General features: G+C 69.6%; 11 protein-coding genes and 4 pseudogenes. 8 read left to right on the forward strand and 7 right to left on the reverse strand.

Features of this window, described 5'->3' with window-relative positions; all coding sequences use genetic code 11:
- Nucleotides 1–4 precede the first annotated feature (4 nt).
- The 4 genes and pseudogenes from tpg to ABFY03_RS37400 form a co-directional block, all read left to right on the forward strand.
- Entirely contained in the window at nt 5–559 is a 555-nt protein-coding gene (gene tpg / locus ABFY03_RS37385) for a telomere-protecting terminal protein Tpg (protein ID WP_346172372.1), read from the forward strand.
- A complete protein-coding gene (locus ABFY03_RS37390) occupies nt 556–915 on the forward strand; it encodes a hypothetical protein (protein ID WP_346172158.1) in 360 nt (119 codons plus the stop codon). Before tpg ends, ABFY03_RS37390 begins: the two co-directional genes overlap by 4 nt.
- A 361-nt stretch (nt 916–1,276) precedes the next feature.
- Nucleotides 1,277–2,116 (forward strand): hypothetical protein, encoded by an 840-nt coding sequence (locus ABFY03_RS37395; RefSeq protein ID WP_346172159.1) that lies wholly within the window; start codon nt 1,277–1,279, stop codon nt 2,114–2,116.
- Between the two features lie 105 nt (nt 2,117–2,221).
- A pseudogene (locus ABFY03_RS37400) lies at nt 2,222–2,401 on the forward strand (transposase family protein); the annotation flags it as partial.
- Nucleotides 2,402–2,457: 56 nt separating this feature from the next.
- On the opposite strand, the pseudogene ABFY03_RS37405 reads toward ABFY03_RS37400, so the two are convergent.
- Nucleotides 2,458–2,661: pseudogene (locus tag ABFY03_RS37405) on the reverse strand (SDR family oxidoreductase); the annotation flags it as partial.
- Nucleotides 2,662–2,703: 42 nt separating this feature from the next.
- Here ABFY03_RS37405 and ABFY03_RS37410 point away from each other — a divergent pair.
- Nucleotides 2,704–3,201: pseudogene (locus ABFY03_RS37410) on the forward strand (integrase core domain-containing protein); the annotation flags it as partial.
- Nucleotides 3,202–3,257: 56 nt separating this feature from the next.
- Here the strand turns inward: ABFY03_RS37410 and ABFY03_RS37415 are convergent.
- From ABFY03_RS37415 to ABFY03_RS37425, 3 genes are all read right to left on the reverse strand, one after another.
- The gene (locus ABFY03_RS37415) at nt 3,258–3,812 is read right to left on the reverse strand and encodes a hypothetical protein (RefSeq protein WP_346172160.1); all 555 of its coding nucleotides are present in this window, start codon (nt 3,810–3,812) and stop codon (nt 3,258–3,260) included.
- Nucleotides 3,813–4,001: 189 nt separating this feature from the next.
- A complete protein-coding gene (locus ABFY03_RS37420) occupies nt 4,002–5,174 on the reverse strand; it encodes a hypothetical protein (protein ID WP_346172161.1) in 1,173 nt (390 codons plus the stop codon).
- Nucleotides 5,175–6,084: 910 nt separating this feature from the next.
- Entirely contained in the window at nt 6,085–6,624 is a 540-nt protein-coding gene (locus ABFY03_RS37425; RefSeq protein ID WP_346172162.1) for an SUKH-4 family immunity protein, read from the reverse strand.
- Between the two features lie 639 nt (nt 6,625–7,263).
- Here ABFY03_RS37425 and ABFY03_RS37430 point away from each other — a divergent pair.
- From ABFY03_RS37430 to lexA, 3 genes and pseudogenes are all read left to right on the forward strand, one after another.
- On the forward strand, nt 7,264–7,617 hold the full coding sequence (locus tag ABFY03_RS37430; RefSeq protein ID WP_346172163.1) for a galactose oxidase early set domain-containing protein: 354 nt from the start codon (nt 7,264–7,266) through the stop codon (nt 7,615–7,617).
- A 273-nt stretch (nt 7,618–7,890) separates the two neighbouring features.
- The gene (locus ABFY03_RS37435; protein WP_346172164.1) at nt 7,891–11,148 is read left to right on the forward strand and encodes a phosphoinositide-specific phospholipase C-related protein; all 3,258 of its coding nucleotides are present in this window, start codon (nt 7,891–7,893) and stop codon (nt 11,146–11,148) included.
- A gap of 706 nt (nt 11,149–11,854) precedes the next feature.
- Nucleotides 11,855–12,540: pseudogene (gene lexA, locus ABFY03_RS37440) on the forward strand (transcriptional repressor LexA).
- A 378-nt stretch (nt 12,541–12,918) separates the two neighbouring features.
- On the opposite strand, the gene ABFY03_RS37445 reads toward lexA, so the two are convergent.
- The 3 genes from ABFY03_RS37445 to ABFY03_RS37455 all read right to left on the reverse strand — a co-directional run bounded on the left by ABFY03_RS37445 (nt 12,919) and on the right by ABFY03_RS37455 (nt 18,577).
- Nucleotides 12,919–14,715, reverse strand: coding sequence for a hypothetical protein (locus ABFY03_RS37445; RefSeq protein WP_346172165.1), 1,797 nt, complete (start codon nt 14,713–14,715; stop codon nt 12,919–12,921).
- Nucleotides 14,716–14,798: 83 nt separating this feature from the next.
- On the reverse strand, nt 14,799–15,398 hold the full coding sequence (locus ABFY03_RS37450; RefSeq protein WP_346172166.1) for a hypothetical protein: 600 nt from the start codon (nt 15,396–15,398) through the stop codon (nt 14,799–14,801).
- 5 nt (nt 15,399–15,403) lie between these two features.
- Nucleotides 15,404–18,577 carry an ATP-binding protein gene (locus ABFY03_RS37455; protein ID WP_346172167.1) on the reverse strand — a complete coding sequence of 1,058 codons (3,174 nt, stop codon included), beginning with the start codon at nt 18,575–18,577 and terminating at the stop codon, nt 15,404–15,406.
- Nucleotides 18,578–18,753: the final 176 nt, after the last annotated feature.

Consider the following 18,753-nt stretch of genomic DNA (forward strand, 5'->3'; position numbering starts at 1 on the left):
GGTGATCAGGTCGGTCGGCGAGGCCCTGGACCACATGCTCCAGAAGGCGTTCACCCGTAAACCGCCACAGTCCGCGGGCGCGCAGATGCGCTTCCTCGTCAAGCAGATGAAAGGCACCAAAGCCGTCGCCCAGCTCCTCGGCATCTCCCAACGCACCGTCGAGCGGTACGTGAAGGACCAGATCAAAAAGCCCCGCCCGGACCTCGCCGCGCGCATGGCCGGCGAAGTCCGCAAACGATGGCAGCCGAAGGTGCGGGCGAAGGCGAAGCAGACGGCCGCGACCAGCCAGGGTGTGATGATCGACGTCCGCGCCCAGCTCGGCTACGCCGCCCCGGCCGGCACGACCGACGAGGCCCGCGAGCGTCACCTCACTCTCGCTCTGCCGCCGCACCACGCCGGCCGCCTCTTCGACGCCCAGGAGCGCGGCGGCGAGCGGCAGATGCGCCAGGCCGTCGCGGACGCGCTGAAGGACGTGTACTTCCAGCAGCACGGCACCCGCGCGGCGAGCCTGGAAGAAGTCCGCATGCTCGGCGTCGAGCACATCGAGTTCGACCTGTGACCGATCCCGGGGACGCGCAGGCCGACCGGCATCGGATGCGCGGCCATGCCACTCGCGGCATCAGCGCGCAAGCGGAGCTGCTCGGTGTGCTCGCGGCCACCGGCATCGGTGACGAGCTGCGGGTCGTCGAGGAGGCGGACGCTGCTCCCGGAGGTCGACGTGAGGAGTACGAGCGGGGATGGGCCGACGCGGTCTCCGCTGTCTGTACCGTCCTGGCGTCCATGGCCGATGCCCGGCAGCACCAGCGAGGACAAGCCGCCTCGGTCCGGGGTCTCGCCCAGTGCCGAGCCGAGAGCCCCCCATCCGTCCCGAAGGAAACGGAAGGCGAGTGGCCCCTGTCTGCCGTCACCGGCTGAGTCCTGTCCCGCACGCGTCGCAGTGGCTCGCCTGGAACACCTGCGATGCCGCCTTCCCCCGCTAGGGCGAATGCCTTGGTGAGGAGATGTGAGATCGGCTAGTGCTGCTCTCCCGGATGACCCGATGGTGATGACCCGTTCCTCGGTCGGTTGCTGTGGGCAACGAGGTGGGTGGGCCGCTCGTTCGCGTCCGCTGCACGCTGCGTTCCCGTAGCGACTACCCAGCCGATTGACCTGTTCGGTGGGCGCGAGATCGCTACTCGAAGGCGTGCCCCACGGCACTTGACCGCCGCCGGCGTTTGGCTGCTTCGTTGCCCTGGATCCTCTTGTCGCCGCGGGGCGTGCCGCTCAGAATGCCTGGATGGCTGCCTTAGAAGTGATCGTCGGAGTGGTTGGTGTCCTCGGAGGCGCCGCCATCACCGCAGTGGGTGCCGCACTCGTCCAGCGCTCCACTCGGAGGTCGAACGAACAAAGAGCCTCCCTGGACAGGCAGGCGCAGGCCAAAGTGCAGGCACTTGAGACGGCAGCAGCCACACGCACGGCCTCCAGGTCCTGTGCGCTCTTCCTCGGGCACGTCATTCAGGATCTGGAGGCCGACCGGGCGATCGACATCAGCGTCTTCGACAGCACCCTTCGCGCACTTCTGGCCGAACTGAATGCCGCCTTCTTTCGGATGGCCGCCAGTGAAGTCCAACTCGTCGACATCCAGCCCCTGGCGAGTGTCCGCACATCCCTCACGGAGGGCAGCACGCTGATCCGAAAGATGCTCCTGCAGAAGGAGGCCGGCCAGCCACTCGACAAGACTCCGGCAGAGCTCGCTGAACTTGTTGAGGGGGCAGCAGCCGACCTCAACCGGCTGATGTACAGCCAGATCGTCCACATCCGAGGTTCGGACATTCCTGAGGTGTTCGGCAGGGGCTACGGATATCCGGCGCAGCCGATGCCGCAGGCTACGGCGCAAGTCCAGACGACACCCCGTGTGTACCCCGCCCCGGCTCCACTGGCTCACTCTTCACCGGATCCCTTTTGGTTCGCTGTACCCGAGCAACGTGTGATGGTCGTTGATCACGGAGTACCCGCAATCCTTGAACCCGGGATCTGGTACCTCGCTCTGGCGCAGCGAGGCGACATGCTGGAGGTTCAGACCCAGGACGGCCAACGGGGGACCCTGAGGGACGCCAGCGGAATTGAACGAGCCTGACGAACGCCTCGGCGGGGTGGTCTGGCGGGCGACGCTCGAGGAACGTTTCGCGGCCGCACCAGGAGCAGGTACGGCAGGACTGCCTGGCTCAGTTCTGGGCATTCCCTCCTACGCGGGCAGGAGGAGCACAACGCCGAGCACCGACGGGTCAGGGCCCGTGTCGAGCACACGTTTGCCCGGATGAAGAACTGGAAGATCCTGCGCGACTGCCGTCAAAGAGGCGACGGCCTCCACCATGCCGTCCAGGCCGTCGCCGCCATGCACAACCTCGCCCGTACCGGGTGAACCGACAGGTCAAACACCCCTCCGGCCTGCCCGAAGCGGACCTTCTGCAACACCCTTTAGGCGATGCCGCCGTTGCTCTTCAGCAGCTGGCAGTTGACCCACTCGCCTTCTCTGGAGCACAGGAAGCCCACGAGGTGGGCGGTGGCCTGCGGGGTGCCGAGACGGCCGAGCGGGGTGTGGCCAATGCAGTGCTCGCGGATCTCCTCGGACATCCAGCCGGTGTCGATCGGTCCGGGGTTGATCACGTTGGCGGTCACGCCCGGCGGCACGGCTGGCGGACCGTCGGCAGGACGGCCGGCGACCGCAACCGCCAGGCCACCACCACCGAGCGCAAGAGCTGCACACCAATGATCGGCTACAGCTACATCCACTCGGCCGTCGACGACCACTCCCGCCTGGCCTACAGCGAGGTCCTGCCCGACGAGCGCCAGCACACCGCCATCGCCTTCTGGCAGCGCGCGAACGCGTTCTTCACCGGCCTCGGCATCACCGTCGAGCGGGTCCTGACCGACAACAGCGCCTGCTACAAGTCCAAGCTCTTCACCCAGACCCTGACCGCGGCCGGCATCCGTCACAAGAAGATCCGGCCCTACCGGCCGCAGACCAACGGCAAGGTCGAACGCTTCAACCGCACCCTGCTCGACGAGTGGGCCTACCTACGGCCCTACACCTCGAACGACGAACGGACAGCCGCCCCGGCAGACTTCCTCCACACCTACAACCACCACCGCTGCCACACCGCACTCGACGGACACCCACCCATCAACCGCGTCAACAACACTGCAGGTCAATACACCTAGGCCGTGGGCCCGCCGCTCGCCGGCGCAGCTGGAGACGTATGCCGGCTTCTTCCGGCTCAGTGGGTCCCCCAGGCCTCCGGGGGGAGGGAGCCGGCCGGTGCATCCATGGCTTCGGCGGGGAGGAATACCGGTCGGGTGAGCAGGCGGTCCCCTGCGCGTTGAACGCAGATCACCACGCCGAGGCTCCGTGATCCGGGTAGACCGAGGTCTGCGTAGAACAGCTCGGAGAAGGGCTCGCGGTTCTCGGCGCGGTGGACGATCCACTGCTCGAGCTCCGAGGGCACACGGCCGACCAGCGCGACGTTGTCGGCATAGACCTGAGGGCCTCGCAGGGCGTCCACCGCTATGCCCCGCAGCCGCTCCTCCAGGCCGTAGTAGATCGTGAGCCCCAGCGCCCCGCACTCCCCGCTGACCGCGGCGCACCGCTCCGGCGGCAGCGCCGCACGCGTGTGGTGCCAGGGGTCGTCGCTCGCGATGCCGCCGAGCGCCGCGGTGACCTCCTCGGGCCGCATCCCGAAACGTAGCGGGCCCACACGCTGGAACGGCTCCAGCGACCACCGCCGCCGCTCGCTTTCCGGAAGCGCATCCCACACACCCCATCTGTCGAACATTCACTCGATCCTTCATCTGTGATTCCGGCTCGTGTCCCGTTCTTCTGCATCCCTACCGGGGCAGTTGGGACTGTTTCTCCTGTGTGGAGCGCTGGAACTGACTGCTTGGGCAGCGGGCAGCACACCACTGGCCCTGCCCTGTGACCTGGGTGCCGTCGATGGCTTGCTCACAGGGCAGGGCGAGGCTGTTTACATGCGCTCAGAGGCCTGACGGCGGCGGTGGCGCCCCGTTCCCGCAACCAAGGCCGCCCCCACGGCAAGAGCGGTACCGCCGACGCCCAGCGTCCAGCGGGTAGCGGCGTCGGAGCCGGTCCGTGCCAGCGCGTCCTCGGGCCCGGTACCTTGCTGCCCGCCGGCTTCGGCGTCCGCGGCCCTCACGGCCTGGGCGTCACCTACCGATGGGGCAGCCCCTTCACCAGGCACGGGATCCGAGCCATCAGCCGCGCCCTGACTCCCCGTCCCACCCGAGTCAATGCTGCCGTTCCCAGGGCCATCCCCATCCTCGCTGCCGTTTCCGGGGTTTTCGCTGTTTCCGGGATCTTCGCCGCTTCCGGGGCCTTCGCCGTTTCCGGGGTGCACGATCTTCGTCCGGAACGCCCTGTGGGCCAGGGAAAATGGTCTCCCGGTTTCGCGCACGTAGCAGAGAACCGCGTTATTGACCGTTGCATGCGACAGAGAAGTGCTCTTGCTGAAGCGGAAACGAAACTTGAAGGTGACCAACTCAGCCGGGAGGCTGTGCTCCGGGAAGGTCACCCGCAGAGCGCCACGGCCGTCCGGCTGGTAGGTGAGCTCGACGTCATGCCACGCGCCATCACGGAAGAACTGCAACGCGCAGTCACCCTCGCGCAACTCGCCTTCCGGCGCACTTCCGGGGGTGATGGTCAAGGAGAGGTCGTAGGCGCTGTCTTCGCCGACGACGCCCTTGGAGTTGTCCAGGGTGAGTGCGTACTCACCCCACTCGCCGGGCTCCGATTCGAGCGGCCAGGCTCCGATACTGAGGGGCGGGCCCTTACGGCCTCGTTCGCCCCGCAGAACCGGCGCCTGGGGAGTGGGGGAGGCGGCCGAGGCTGCAGCATCCTGCCGTACCTCCGACGGCTGCTCCTGCCTCGCATCACCTTCCTGAGCTTGGGCAGGACCGGAGGGCTCCGGCTCCGGTCCTGCCGCAAGGGCATCCGGTTCCTCCTCGCGTGCTGCAGCGGGACGAGGCTTCTCATCCTCGCCGGAGGCCACGCCCTGGCTCAGGCCCCCGTCTGCCGTCGCGAGACCCGGGGGGTTCTCCTCGGCGGTGGCTGGTGTGGCCAGAAGGGCCATGGGGGCCACCATCCCGGCCGTGGCGGCGAGAGCCATCTTCTTGAGACGCACGGTTTCCTCGATCGTGTGAAGCAGTCGCGTACACAGGGAAGTTATGTCGCGTAAGCATCCCTACCTAGACCTATCCGACCTATGAGCGCATAAGCTTCATTTATGAGCCACGCGATGCCGGGCATCCGGAAGGACCCGGCAGGGCAGCCGCCAAGGCATGTCCACCGGGCCACACTTGAACCGCACGACGCCCCCGGTCTCGCAACCGACGGGCTGCACCGCCTCCAGGAGGCGCTCGCCAGTGCGGGCGGCGGCGCCCGTGTCCGCTCGGACCTCCACACCGCACAGCCAGGCGCGGCGTGTGCGCCTTGCGCGCTGGAGCCGCTGCGATTTGGAGCGCGGCCGCCGGACGGCCCTACCACGGGCGATGGAGTACTGCTGGGCCGAGGCCGTCGATCCTTTGCTGTGCGGCTCCTGGGTCGCCCGCGGACCAGGACGCCCGCCGGGCGGGTGCACCTTCCCGGTCGGTCGCCCGCCTGCTCGGCGGCGCCGTGGCACCCATGGCGAGCACCGTACGGGTTGAGGGCTGCTGGAGGAGCTGAGCGCCGGGTTCCGGCGCTGAGCGGAGGCAGGCTTCGCGCGAGTGATACGGGGCGGGTGTCATGGCCGACGGGTTGCGCGCCGGCCCCCGCTCGGCGGGATTCGCGGATCGGCGCGCCGCCTGATGGGACGACGGTCCTGTACGCCGCCCCACCGTGACCGTGGGAGATTCCCCGGTGGGGTGCGGCTTCCGGGAGGGCGGTAGTGGAGTTTTCGCCCGCGGAGTCACCAACTACCGCTCTGAGGAAGCGTGTTATGAAAATGCCGGGCGCTGCCAGTGCGACCTCCACATCGAAGGCCGTTGCGATTTCACTGTGACGGTACCTGTTCAGGTGCCGCGCTGATAAGAAACCGAAAGATCCCAGTCGTCCTACCAAATTCCGTTCCGCAGCTCCTCCAGTGACAGGTTCCACTGCGAATTCTCGTCGGCGAAGGGGGTGGGATCGAACGCGCCCACCACCTGCTTGAAGCGCGCAGAGAGTTCTTCGGGATCAACTTCGTTATCGTGATCCACTTCGAGTCTACGGAACTCGACAAGCGCGAACAGGAGAGAGTCCACGTCCCGGTGGAGATTGGTGTACCCCGGTTCCCCTTCAGGGAAGGAGTAGACCTTGCCGGTCTTAGGGTCTACTGCCAAGAGGGACTCGAATAGGTACCCGAGCGTCCACCATCCCCGGCTCTCGTCGGGGCACGGGATACCGAGGTGGCGGAAGCGGCTTCCCAGTGTGATGGAGTCCGTTCCCGGGTGAGGGTCCGGAACCGTTTCCTTGGAGGTGAAAACCTCGGAGTGCGGGAGTCCCGCAGTGCTCAGGAGCGTGGCAGACGGTGCGTGGAACTCGACGGCAGAAGACTGAGGGAAATAGATGATGTTCTGTAGCCCGTACGAGTCGATCATCTGCTGGGGGGTCACGGAAAAAATCACGCCATCTCATCCTGTCGTGCGTTCCATCACTTGCCGTGCAGCTTCTTTAAGAGGTTGTCTCACGTGGCGGCTCAGCTATCCGATCGTGCTCGTGAGGAACATCTGGAACTCTGCGGCGAGGTTTGCGGGCCGTAGCGACGAACCTCCCTGGTCCGCCGTCGAAGCCAAGGCCGATTCTGGCTTCCTCCCATGCATCCAAACTCGCCGGCACCCCGCCCATCGCGCGAACGCCCCGACCAGGACGATCGGCGTCCGCAGAACCCACTTCGTTCCTCTCGCCGGCTTGCTCTCGCTCATGCGTCACACCCTGGCAGGACACGCTTCAGCCGTCTTTGCCCTGCACTGGCAACAAAGACCTTTGCTCCATGCCGGGGACCGGCGCAGAGCCGGCCTAAGGGAAGGCCAGCCAGCGGGCGTAGCAGGGAGACAGCTCTCCCGAGAAGCAAAGGCAACTGCATTGAGCGGTGTGCATCGTGAAGTTGCAGATCGCGGGGGCGGTGTGCGGGCATGCTGTCGTGCTCGCGCTGGTCGGGGGCCGGTGTCCACGATGAAGATCGTCTGTCAGGGAGGCCGGGGCAGTTCTCGGGTTCTGCTGCGTCTGTCGCCACCAACCGCGTCGACGGGTCGGTGTTCACACCGCCGTACCTGCTCAACGCCGACGGCTCGTCCAGACCGCGGCCCGCCATCACCGGCGGCGTACCACCCCGCGCCGGGGCCGGCACCGCGCTGACCGTCACCACCGGCGGCCCGGTCGCCTCCTTCGTCCTGATGCGGCCCGCGGCCGCGACCCACTCCACGGACAACGACCAGCGGCGCGTCCCGCTGACCTCCGCGCCCGCGGGCACTGGCGCGTACACGGTGTCCCTCCCGGCCGACAAGGGTGTGGTCCTGCCGGGCACGTACGTGCTCTTCGCCCTGGACGCCCAGGGGGTGCCCAGCACCGCCCGCTTGATCACCGTCACTGACCCCGCGGCGGGATGACGGCAGAACCGTGTGACGGCCGGACGGCATGACGGCCGAACGGCATGACGGCCGAACAGCGGCTATGGGCGGCTTGATCATTCTTCGTTCACCTCGGGGTAAAACCCAGTCACTTTACGGCGCTAGAGTGCTCGTTCCCAGGTTCGAGGACTTCCGTCCGGTTCAGGTGCGGGACCGCCTGGCCAGCCGGGGCGCTCGCGCCGAGCCGGGCCCCGCGGCCCGGGCGGCAGGCCGGGGTCCCACCTGCCGTTCCGAGAGAGAGTGCCTCCTCCCATGTTCAACAGAGATCGCCGCAGCATGCGGCTGGTCTTCGCAGCCGTGGCCGCGCTCACGGCCGCGCTCGTCGCCTCCGTCCTCCCAGGGGCGGCCGTCGCCGCGCCGGGACCGCCCAACCGGCTCGGGCCGGTCCAGATACAGAACGCCATGAACGGCCTCGCCATGGACGCCGAGGCCGGGGACATGGAGGAGGGCCGCAAGATCCTCCAGTTCACGTACGGCGGCCGGCACGGGCAGCAGTGGTGGTTCGAGGCCGCGACCGGCTCCTCGTACTACCTGAAGAGCAACGTCAACGGCGCCTACTGCATCGGCCTCGACGGCACACTCGCGGTCCTGAAGCTGTGCGGCGGCGACGGTACGACCTGGGAGTTCGATCAGGTCCAGGCCGATACCTACCTGCTGAAGACGCCCGGCGGCGAGCAGTACCTCACGTCCCCCACCACGGCGGGCGGCAGGTCCAACAGCGGCGTCCAGCTCGCCCTCGGCAGCCGCGCCGAAGCCGACACCGGCCGCGGCCACTGGCACCTGACCGACCTGGTGCTGGAGGAGTACACCCCGCCGGCCGACCCCCGGCTCGACCAGGCGACCTTCCTCACCAGCCACAACGCCTTCAACTCCTACGGCGACGGCTATTCCTTCCCCAACCAGTCCCGCAGCATGGCCACCCAGCTGGACGAGGGCGTCCGCGGCATGATGCTGGACGTCTACGACGACGGAGCCACCGTCGAGGACCCGCTGCGCATGTGCCACGGCACGTGCTCGATCGGCGGCGACCGGCGCTTCGAGTACGGCCTCGGCGACATCGTGAAGTTCCTCCAGAAGGACACCGACGCCGTCGTCACCGTCTTCCTGGAGGACTACGTCGCCGACCGGGCGAAGATGGCCCGCGAGATGAGCGCCGTACCCGGCCTGAAGGAACTGGTCTTCGACCCCGTGGCGCAGGGGGTGGCCACCCACGGCTGGCCGACCCTGTCCCAGATGCGCGGGCTGGGCAAGCGGCTGCTGATCTTCTCCGACAAGGGCGACGTCCCCGAGGTCGGCGTCCGCGCCCAGCGCGACTGGACGGTCGAGAACTTCTGGAGCATGGGCGGCCTCGCGGGCAACAAGGACTGCTACACCCGCTGGGACGAGATCCCGCTCACGCGGCAGGAGCCCGGCTTCACCCCGCTGTTCGTGATGAACCAGTTCCGCGACGCTCCCACCGTCATCACCGCCGCCATCGACAACGGCGACTCCCTGGTCGACCGGGCGCTGAACATCTGCGGCCCGGCCGCCCGCAAGACCCCCAACTACGTCGCCGTCGACTTCTACGAGCTGCCCCTCGGCGGCTCCACCCACCGCGCCATCGAGACCATCGGCCGCCACCGGTACACCTCCGAGGCCGCCGCGAACCCGAACCCGCCCTCCCAGCTCCTGAGCGCCTACAACCGCAAGGCGCAGCTGCCCGGCATGCCGAACTGGTCGGCCGCCGGCTACCGCGGCGGCAGCCCGCTGCCCGGCGAGGCGCAGCACACCGGTGACGAGGCCTGCCGCATCACCCCGGAAGAGCTCGACGGCACCTACGGCGTCAAGCCGGACGACGAGGCCGACGACTCCGCCGGCCTCCAGCGGGCCATCGACGACATCCGCACCCGGTGCGGGGGCGCCGCGCAGTTCGAGCGGCTTTCGCTGATCACCCTGCCCGCCGGCAAGCTGAACGTCAGCCGCCAGATCTCGGTGGACGCCAGCTACCTGACCATCCGCGGCCAGGGCAGCGACCCGGCCCGGCCCGGGGGCACCCGGATCGTGTTCCGGCCCGACGACAGCACCAAGTACGACACCCTGACCTCGGACGGCAGCCGCTGGGACCAGGACGCCATGTCCTACGGGTCGGGCGCGGACACCGGCAAGGGCGGCTGGATGTGGCCCGGCCGCGGCCTGTTCCGCGTCTCGACCCGCGAGGTCGCCCCCCGGTACGCGGACGAGCTGGCCGCCGCCCCCGCCAACCGCAAGGACATCTTCGAGGGCTCGGTCAACCAGCACTGGGCCTCGGGCGTGAAGCTGCGGACCTCCGCGGCCGCGCCGGGCTTCTCCGCGAAGGAGGGCGACCGGGTCGTCCACCTCGACGCCAAGGCCGACCCGGCCCGCTTCGCGGTCGGCGGGCACGTGTGGGTGGGCGCTGCCAACAGCCGGAAGTTCTACGCCCTCCAGAGCGCCACGGACGAGGGCCGGTACGAGAACCTGCACATGCGCCAGCAGGTCTTCCGCATCAGCTCCGTCGATGCGGCGAACCGTACGCTGACCCTGGACAAGCCGCTGGAGTTCGACCTCCCGGTGGACTCCACCTCGGACGGCTCCGCCGCGATCGACGGCACCGTCTACCCCAGCAAGGTCACCCCGTTGAAGATGGTGGTCGGTGTCGGGTTCGAGAACTTCTCCTTCACCCAGGACATGCCCGGGATGACCCCTGAGCAGGCCCGGCACAACTACGGCAACCTGGCGCCCGAGTACGCCATGCACGGCCTGGTCTTCAAGTGGGCCGCGGACTCCTGGGTCCGTGGCGTCCGCGCGGAGATGACCGGATCGCACCCGATCGTCACCGAGGTCGCCAAGAACCTCCAGTTCGAGCGGAACCACCTCGACGGCGCGTGGAACAAGGGCAAGGGTGGCAACGGCTACTTCCGCGGCAGCCGCGTCTGGGACTCCCTCTACGCCTTCAACACCACGCGCGACCTGCGCCACTTCACCCTGCAGTGGTCGGCCTCGGGCAACGTGGTCTACGGCAACGACTTCGACTCCGACCTGAACCTCCACGGCGGCTGGGAGCGCCGCAACCTCTTCGAGAACAACACCGTCCGCGTGCCGTACGAGCACTACTCGGGCAACTGCACCGCCCGCTGCGGCGGCGAGGGTGGCGACGTCGAGGCCGGGACCTGGTACCCGATCTGGTGGGCCGCCGGGGCCAAGGCGCTCAAGTGGTCCGGCTCCTCCGGCCCGCAGAACGTCTTCCACAACAACACCCTGTCCAAGCAGCTCACCCCGGGCGGCCCGTACACGGACTACCTGCCGTACGGGAAGACGGGCGCGGGCGCCCAGCCGGTCTACCAGTTCGGCTCCGCGCCGGGCGACCCGTCCCGCTTCCAGCACCTGACCCAGGGCGGCAGCCCGATCGCCGACTGGAACGGCCGCGAGAAGGACGACTTCTCGGCAGGTGCGGGCGTGGACTCCACCCACACCGCACCGCTCACCTCCGTGTTCCTCAGGAACGCGGGGTAGCGGCAACCCGCTGAACGCGCGGCCCGGGCAGTCCGTCTGCCCGGGCCGTCGCGTTCGATACGGGCGCGTCCCGACACGGGTGCGTCCCGCCGCGGGCGCCTCCGCACCCGGAGGCTGCTGCATCGAACCGCCGATGGTCCGGTGCAGGTCAGGGTCAGGGCAGTGGGCGAGGAGCTGGGACTGGAGGGGGGGTGCCTTGCTGCTCCGTCACCGGCTCTGTCAATATCCAGCTGACCCCTTGGATTGGGCTTCAGCCGCCGAACAGAGGGACGCGCACGGACGTGTTGACGCGGGGACGTGCTCGGAGAGCCAGCCTCCTCCAGGACGCTGGCTCTCCGCACAAAGACGCCCGATCCCCCCGCAGGCTGCCCGGGCGCTGGCGCCATACGCCCGTCGCGCCGGCGGTAGCGCGAGCAACCGAGGCCGACCTCCACGAATCGTCCCCGGGCGACCGCTTCCCCGCCCTCACCGAATCGCGGGCCTGCGGCCTGTCCGAGCCCGTTCCTTGACCCGGCCTGCGTCCGCGCCGCGCCCTGGGTGCCGGCGCTCGCGTCGGCCGCGAGTCCGACCACAGCGAGGAACCCGGCGCTGGAGCGTCCGGCCTGGTCACGCCGTCGACCGGAGACCTTCGAATCAGTGTTCCCTTTGTGTGGGATGGCGGGTTAGCTTCCCCTTGAAGTAAGATCCCGTGACGGGGGAGCACCACATGCGTGCCGTCGAATCGGCAGGCCGGCTCGGCCGCCCGCCGGAGATCCGTATTGATCCCGAGGGGCTGACTGACCGGCAGATCGCGATCATCGAGATCGTCGAGCGTGAGACGCCAGCCGGGGGTAGCCGCCCTCTGTGCGCGAGATCGGCGCCGCGGTCAAGCTCCGCAGCACCTCGTCGGTCGCGCACCAGCTCATGGCGCTGGAGCTGAAGGGCGTCCTCTACCGCGACCCCCGCCGCCCGCGCACCCACCGCGTCCGCGAGCGCTGGGCCGAGGACTACCCCCAGGCACCCACCACGGCCGACCCCGCCGTGGCCGCTGTCCCCTTGTTCGGCCGGATCGCCGCCGGCGCCCCGATCCTGGCCGAGGAACAGGTCGAGGACATCCTGCCCCTGCCGCGCCGGCTGGTCGGCGAGGGCCGGCTCTTCGCACTGAAGGTGGTCGGCGACAGCATGACCGACGCCGCCATCTGTCACGGAGACACCGTCGTCGTCAGGCAGGCCGACAGCGCGGACCACGGCGACATCGTCGCCGCGATGCTCGACGGCGAAGCCACCGTCAAGCGCCTGCGCCGCGAGAACGGCCACGTCTGGCTCATGCCCCACAACCCCGCCTACGAGCCGATCCCGGGCGACGACGCCGTCATCCTCGGCAAGGTCGTCGCGGTCCTGCGCACCCTGTGACCGGAGGCCCGGGGGGCGCCGGTCCCTTTGGGAGGGGCGGAGAAGGCCCGGCGTCGTCCGACGGGGGCCGGCGGTCCTGTACGCCGCCCCGCCGCGGCCGTACGTAACCCCGCCCGGGACGCAGCTTCTGATGTGCCGTCAGAGGGCGTCCGGCCCTTGTGAACCGGCTCCGGGTAAGCGCGGGGACTGTAGACCCGGTGATCGACAGTGAGCCTTCTTCATCCTCATGTTGAGGCATGCCAAAGGGCGAACCGCCAGGTCTCAACGTGCTTCGACCCCATGCACCGAGCTTCAGCTTGAGACCACAGAAGTTGTGCCAGAGCCCGTTCTCGTGAACAAAGCCAGCGGCATTCGTATGCCGAGCCTGGAGCCGCGTCGTCAGCGGGGCGTGATGGAGACCCGGGGCAGGAGGGAGATCGCCGGGTTGCAGTCCCCGAAGACCACCCGCCTCGTGCGCGTGGTGGTTTCCACGAGGACGAAGCCGGTGGGTGGTAGGGCCTGGAGCTGTGTGGGCTCGACGGTGAAGTCGTAGACCCGTGTAGCAGTCTCCCCGGTCGTGGTTGACAGCGAGCGTGTGCTGTTCACGCTCTGCTGCCAGCTGTGGGAGAGCGAGCTGCCGTGCGAGCTGGACCAGCCGTCCCCCGTCGACGAGGCGCTCGTCGTGCCGTACTGCTCGCCCGTGCCGAGGCTGCGCCCGTGCGACAGAGTCTCGGCGAACTGCCGGGTCAGTTGGGTGAGGACGAAGGTGTGCTGCTGGCCGATGAACTCCGCCGCGGCCTTCGCCTCCTCACCGTTGCCGAGGCGCATGAACACCGTGGCGCTGTCGGGGCCGCCGGCCAGCGCCTCGGTTCCGTCCCGCAGGTGCTCCAGCAGCAGCAGGAGCCGTACCCCCGCCTGCCGTGCGCGCCGAGCGAGCCCTTCCAGGGCGTCACGGCCGAGGCGATCGGCGCCGGCGAGCACCAGGGTTCCCTTCTGGGGTTCGCGCGCGAGGGTGTCCAGGCCGTGGGTGAGCCGGGCGAGGAGCATGCGGTCGGCGATGTCCTTGCGGTGCCGCCCCGGGCCGGAGGTGGAGACGACGGTGAGCTGCCCCGGGCGCCACCACGGGACCGTCGGCTCGGAGGCGGTGTCTTCGGGTGCGGGGCCGCTCAGGAACGCGTCCATGAGGTCCTTGAGGTAGTGCAGTTCGTTCTGACGCCGTTCACTAGTGCCCACCGTGTCGATGGCCCCGGTGAGGGCGACCACTTCCTCGCGTGCCAGAGGCCCCGTTCCGGTCGTGCCCGTTTCGTACTGGCGGAGCAGCACGGCGAGTCCCGCCGTCAGCCGGTGGTACGTGAGCGGCGCGCGCAGTCGCGTCGTGACGGCGCGCAGCAGAGCCGCGTCGACGGTACGCAGATCCCCGTCGGTGCCCGTTGGGCGCAGCGTGGCGAGGGCATCGGCGATGGTCTCCGCCAGGTCCTCGGGCGTCGTTCCGGCCAGCAGGTCCGCGTCGAGCGACTTTCCGGGGAACGGCAGATGGGCGACGGGGATTCCGCGAAGGCGGGTGAGCCGGAAGAGTTCGAGCGCGACATGCTGCTCGGTGAGGTCCGCGACGACCAGCGCGTCTCCCGCCGTCAGGACCGAGCCGCCCACGCCCGTCAGCAGGGAGGCCCATCCGTGGCGCGAACCGCCGATGACGTCGACGCGGGCGGGGCAGGAGCGGAGGACCACCGGGTACCAGGTGTCGAGCGTCGCGCTGGTGCGCAGCTGCTCCTGCCGATGGTTTTCGAGCTCCTGGCTCCAGTGGGCGAGGAGTTGCTGGTGCTCGGCGATCCGGCGGTCGCGGTCGGCGAGCGCCGCCAGGCGCGCGGTTTCGACCCGGCGGGAGGGACGTGTGGCAGCGAGGACCACGCCGCCGACGACGACCAGGACGAGGGCGAGGAAGATGTTGAACAAGGCGCAGGCACCGATGACGACGACCGCCACGGGGATGGCGCCCGCCATGCCGCGGCGGTCGGCCGCTTCCGTCTGCAGCCGGGCGAGCTCGGGATAGAAGGGCTCCGTCCACTCCGGCGGGCAGGCCGCCGCGGGGTGGGGGAGCGGAGCCGGCGGAGGCACGTACTCCCACCCCCATCGTTCCGCCCCGTCGAAGACCTGCTCCGCAAGCTCGGCGTCGAACGTGTTTCCCTCGTCGGCCATGGCTCTCCCGCTGTCGTACGGTGTTCGTGGGCGTCCCGGCGTCCGTCGGCTTTCGTGGGCGTCCGTCGGCGTTCGGCGGTCTTCTAGTCCCCGAGCACGGGTTCGATGCCCTGGCCGAGCTCCGCCCCCTGCGAGAGCTTCGACCCAGCTGCCTGTTCCGGAGCGGGCACGCTGGCCCGGGATGCGTCGACGCCCGTTTCCCGCAACAAGGCGACGTCGGCGGCCATCTTGTTCACGGACCCGAATCCGAATCCGGCTGCGGCGGGCGTGTGCTGCGGCTGGCGGGCCTCGACGGCCGGCACCGCCTCGACCACGGGATCCTTCACTTCGAGTTCCCGCTGCGAGGCGACGACGGTGCCCATCTCGTTCACCGACCCGAATCCGTATTCGGCTGCGGCGGGTGTGCGCGACGGCTGGGGGGCCTCGATGGCCGGCACCGCCTCGACCACCGGACCCTCCACTTCGAGGCCGAGCGACAGTTCTTTCGCCTCCCCGCTCGTGTCGGAGCCAGCGCGAGGCTTGGTGGGGGAGGAGATCTCAGGGTTGGGCTCGTTCTGCCAGGCGAGCATCTCGCCCTCCTGCGGTACCCCGTCCTCGAAGCCGGAGTCCCCCCGGGCATCGGCCGCGGTCTCCTGCTCCCCGCTCTCGGGCCTGTCAGCGGGATCCGTGCCGTAGCTGTCCATGCCGCTCAATGGTCCGTGCCTTTCTTTCGGGTGAGTTCATGTGCCAGTCGTCGTGCGGACTGTTCCATCAGCACCTCCAGCCACCGGCCCGGCGCGCAGGCGAGGGTGAAGGCGCGCCGTATGTGGGTCTCCGCCACTCCACCGGTGAGGGCGGTGATCGCGTCGTACAGGCCGCTGCGTGCGACGTCGCCGACGCGCGCGTGCGGCCGGGCGGCCGCGGTGCCGGGCAGGGTCCGCACCTGGTCGCGGTGGCTGGCGGCCGAGGTTCCGGTGAGGACCAGACCCCGGGCGGCCCACTGCGCGGTCAGTTCGGCCGGGTAGGTGTGCGGCCCTTCGGGGTCGTCCCGCAGGGCGACATGGATCGTCTCCAGGACGTCGCGGAACCGGTAGCCGCCGTAGGCGAACCGCCGTGGGTCCTCGTCCGCGCTCCACCGCCCGCGCAGCAGGCCGTGGAGTGCGGTGTGCAGGTGCGCGGCGAAGTCCGGGGCGTCGACCTCGTGCCGCATGAAGGATTCGCGGGCGCCGACCGCTCGTTCCACGGCGTGGACGAGCGCGCAGTCCAGCACGCGCGGCGTTGGACCGGTCAGGTCGTCCCGCACGGCGGCCGAGGGCCCGGGCGGGGGCATGCCCATCGCCTGGTTCGTGGCGACGGCCTCCACCCAGACCAGCGTCAGGGGGGCGGCGGACAGGTGCCGGGCGTCGTTCATGACCCGCAGCGTGCACGGTTCGTCGCGGCAGGAGGACCCGCACAGGGGACTGCGGCTGCCCCGCAGCGGAGGCCGTGCCGACGCCTGCCGCGCGGACTCGTCGCGCTCGCCGTAGGGCATCGACGCCAGGACAGGCCGGTCCATGCCGTCGGCGGCCACCGCGGCAAGCCCCGGTGGGAAAGCGACCACGCTCACGCTCTGCTCGTCCTGCAGGTTCATGGTGCCGCCGACGGCCCGCCGGTCGTCCTCGGCCGGCAGCCGGTGCATGATCTTCAGAGCGCTGTTCTTGATCACGTCCGGGAGGATCTTCGTGGGGATCTGCTCGACGATGACGACGCCCTCCCCGTACGCCCGGATCTCGGCCAGCAGCGAGGCGAACAGGTCGACGGCCGCAGCGGCGGGCCCGTCCGTCACGTTCTTCAGCAGCCGGTGCGCCTCCTCCACCACCAGCACGTGTCGCAGCGGCACCGCGCCGCCGCCGTGGTGCACGCGTAGGTGCTCGACGACACGGATGAGCACGGCGCCCATCAGGAACGCCTTGTCCTGGTCGTTGGTGAGCGCCTCCAGTTCGAGGACGAAGTTCCCGCTCAGCAGTCCGCCGACGTCCAGGGGGTGCCCGCCCTCGAAGAACCGGCCAGGGGCCCCTTCCCGGAGCGAGCCGATCCGGACGTCCACGAATCCGCGGACGTTGTCCGTGACCTCCTTGCCATAGCCGATCGTCTCCACGACACGGCGAGCGGTCGCCTGGAGGTCGCCGAGGGTGGGATGGCGTGCGGCGCGGGGCACGTCCGGCTCGTTCCTGAGGTACTTGGGCCGGTGAACGGGGCGCGGTTCGCCCGTGACAAGGTCCCAGCCCGCAGCGGTGTAGCACTCGGAGAGCGAGCGGGAAAGGACCTGGGGAAACGGTTCGTCGCCTTCGAAGCACGCGAGGAAGAGCGCTCGCACCAGGTCGAGGTGGCTCTGCAGCGGGAATCCCGGCTCCGGTTCGAGAGGATTGAGGGAAGCGGGCGGCACGTCCACCGCCCCGGGACGGATCACGCCTACCTGAGGAGCACCTCGGCCTTCCGTGTTCCGGCCCTGCTCGTCCCCGCCCTTCGCGTTCCGGTCTTCCGGCGTCCAATCCTCCCGTGCCGCGGCGGCCAGCCGGCCGGCGATCCGGGCGTACTCGGCCTTGGCCGGTTCGATCACGAGCCACGGGACCGGATCCCGATGGGTCGCGAGCGCGGTGAGCAGGGAACGTACGGTCTGCGACTTGCCCGACCCCGTCGCCCCACACACGAACGCGTGCCGGTTGAGCGTCGCCCGCGTCAGCCGGAACGTTCCGGTGGGTGCTGATGCCTCGTCGAGGACATCGCCGACGGGGAAGCCGTCCTCGAGCCCCGTACGGTCGTCAGTGTCGAAGGTGACGTCGAAGCGGTTGGGGGCGAGGGCGCGGACGCCCGGAAGTTCGCGGGCCGGTGGCCGGGCGAGCGCCGCCACCAGCTCCGCGGACGCGGTGAACGCCCCGTCCTTTTGGGCAGCCTCGGCCGCCCCACCCGGCAGCGTCGCGTCCGGGGGAGCGATGCGATCGGCCGGGGCCAGGACATACGGCAGTTCGTCCAGATCACCGGCCGCGCACAGGAGGGCCGCGGACGCGTGCGCCACGCCGGGCGTCTCCGCCCCAACCAGCACGGTCACGTCCCACATTCCCGTTGCCCGTGCCCGGCACAGCTCTCGATACCGGCTCTCGTACCGGGAGACGGCCATCCGGTCGGCCTCTGAGCTGTCCCGCCGCCGCATGTGGGGGAGCCGTAACGCCAGATCCGTACGTTCCCGCTCCAGTCGCTCGTACGGCACCGGCTCGGCCAGCACCAGCCACGCGAAGGCGTCCGGAAGGTGAGCGACCGCGTCGTCGAAGGTCCCGCGCCGGCCGCCGGTCCGCTGCCGCTCACCGCCTGCGTCGATGTGCAGTGGGTCGTGAAAGCCCGTGCAGGGGACCCAGTACGGCATCCGGAGCAGCCGGGCGATGTCCCCGGGCGGAACGGTGTGGGCTGTGGCGCCGGGCGGGTAGCGCAGCGGGACCACGGTCTCCGGAGGCGGCTCGATACCAGCCGGCGGGAACCAGGGTGCTCCGCCCATCAGGAAGTGCAGCGGTCGGTGCTGCCCCGGCCGGACCCATGCGGCGGCGAGGCCGACGGGCTTTCCGCCGTCGTCCTCCACACTGTCGTCCTTCCTGCCGGTCTCCTTCCCGACGCGACTCAACACCGCGTGGGCCGCTGTCACGGCCGCCGTGAGCTGGGAACGGGTGGAGTCCGGGTCGGTCTCCTGCCTGCGCAGGCGCGGCACGGAGACGACGCGGTGGAATCGGTAGGAACTCAGATCGGGCGGTTGTACGGCCGACGTTAAGGCGGAACGACTCGTTCCGGCATGGGTGTCAGGACGTGACGACGCAGGCTCCCGTCCCTGCCGTCCACCAGTGTCGGTGCCGCTCACTCCAGACCCCCGTCCGACCGCCCGGGGCGGACCGGAGCGGTGTCGGAACATGGTCACCCAGGGAGGCGTGATTGTCAGCCCCGCGACCATGAGCACAAGTGCATTGACTCGAAGACGTACAGCGGTGGCTGGACGCGGACAGGGGCCTGCCGCTCAGCCCGGCGGCCGGACGCGGC

The organism is Streptomyces roseofulvus (assembly GCF_039534915.1).
Lineage (GTDB): Bacteria > Actinomycetota > Actinomycetes > Streptomycetales > Streptomycetaceae > Streptomyces > Streptomyces roseofulvus.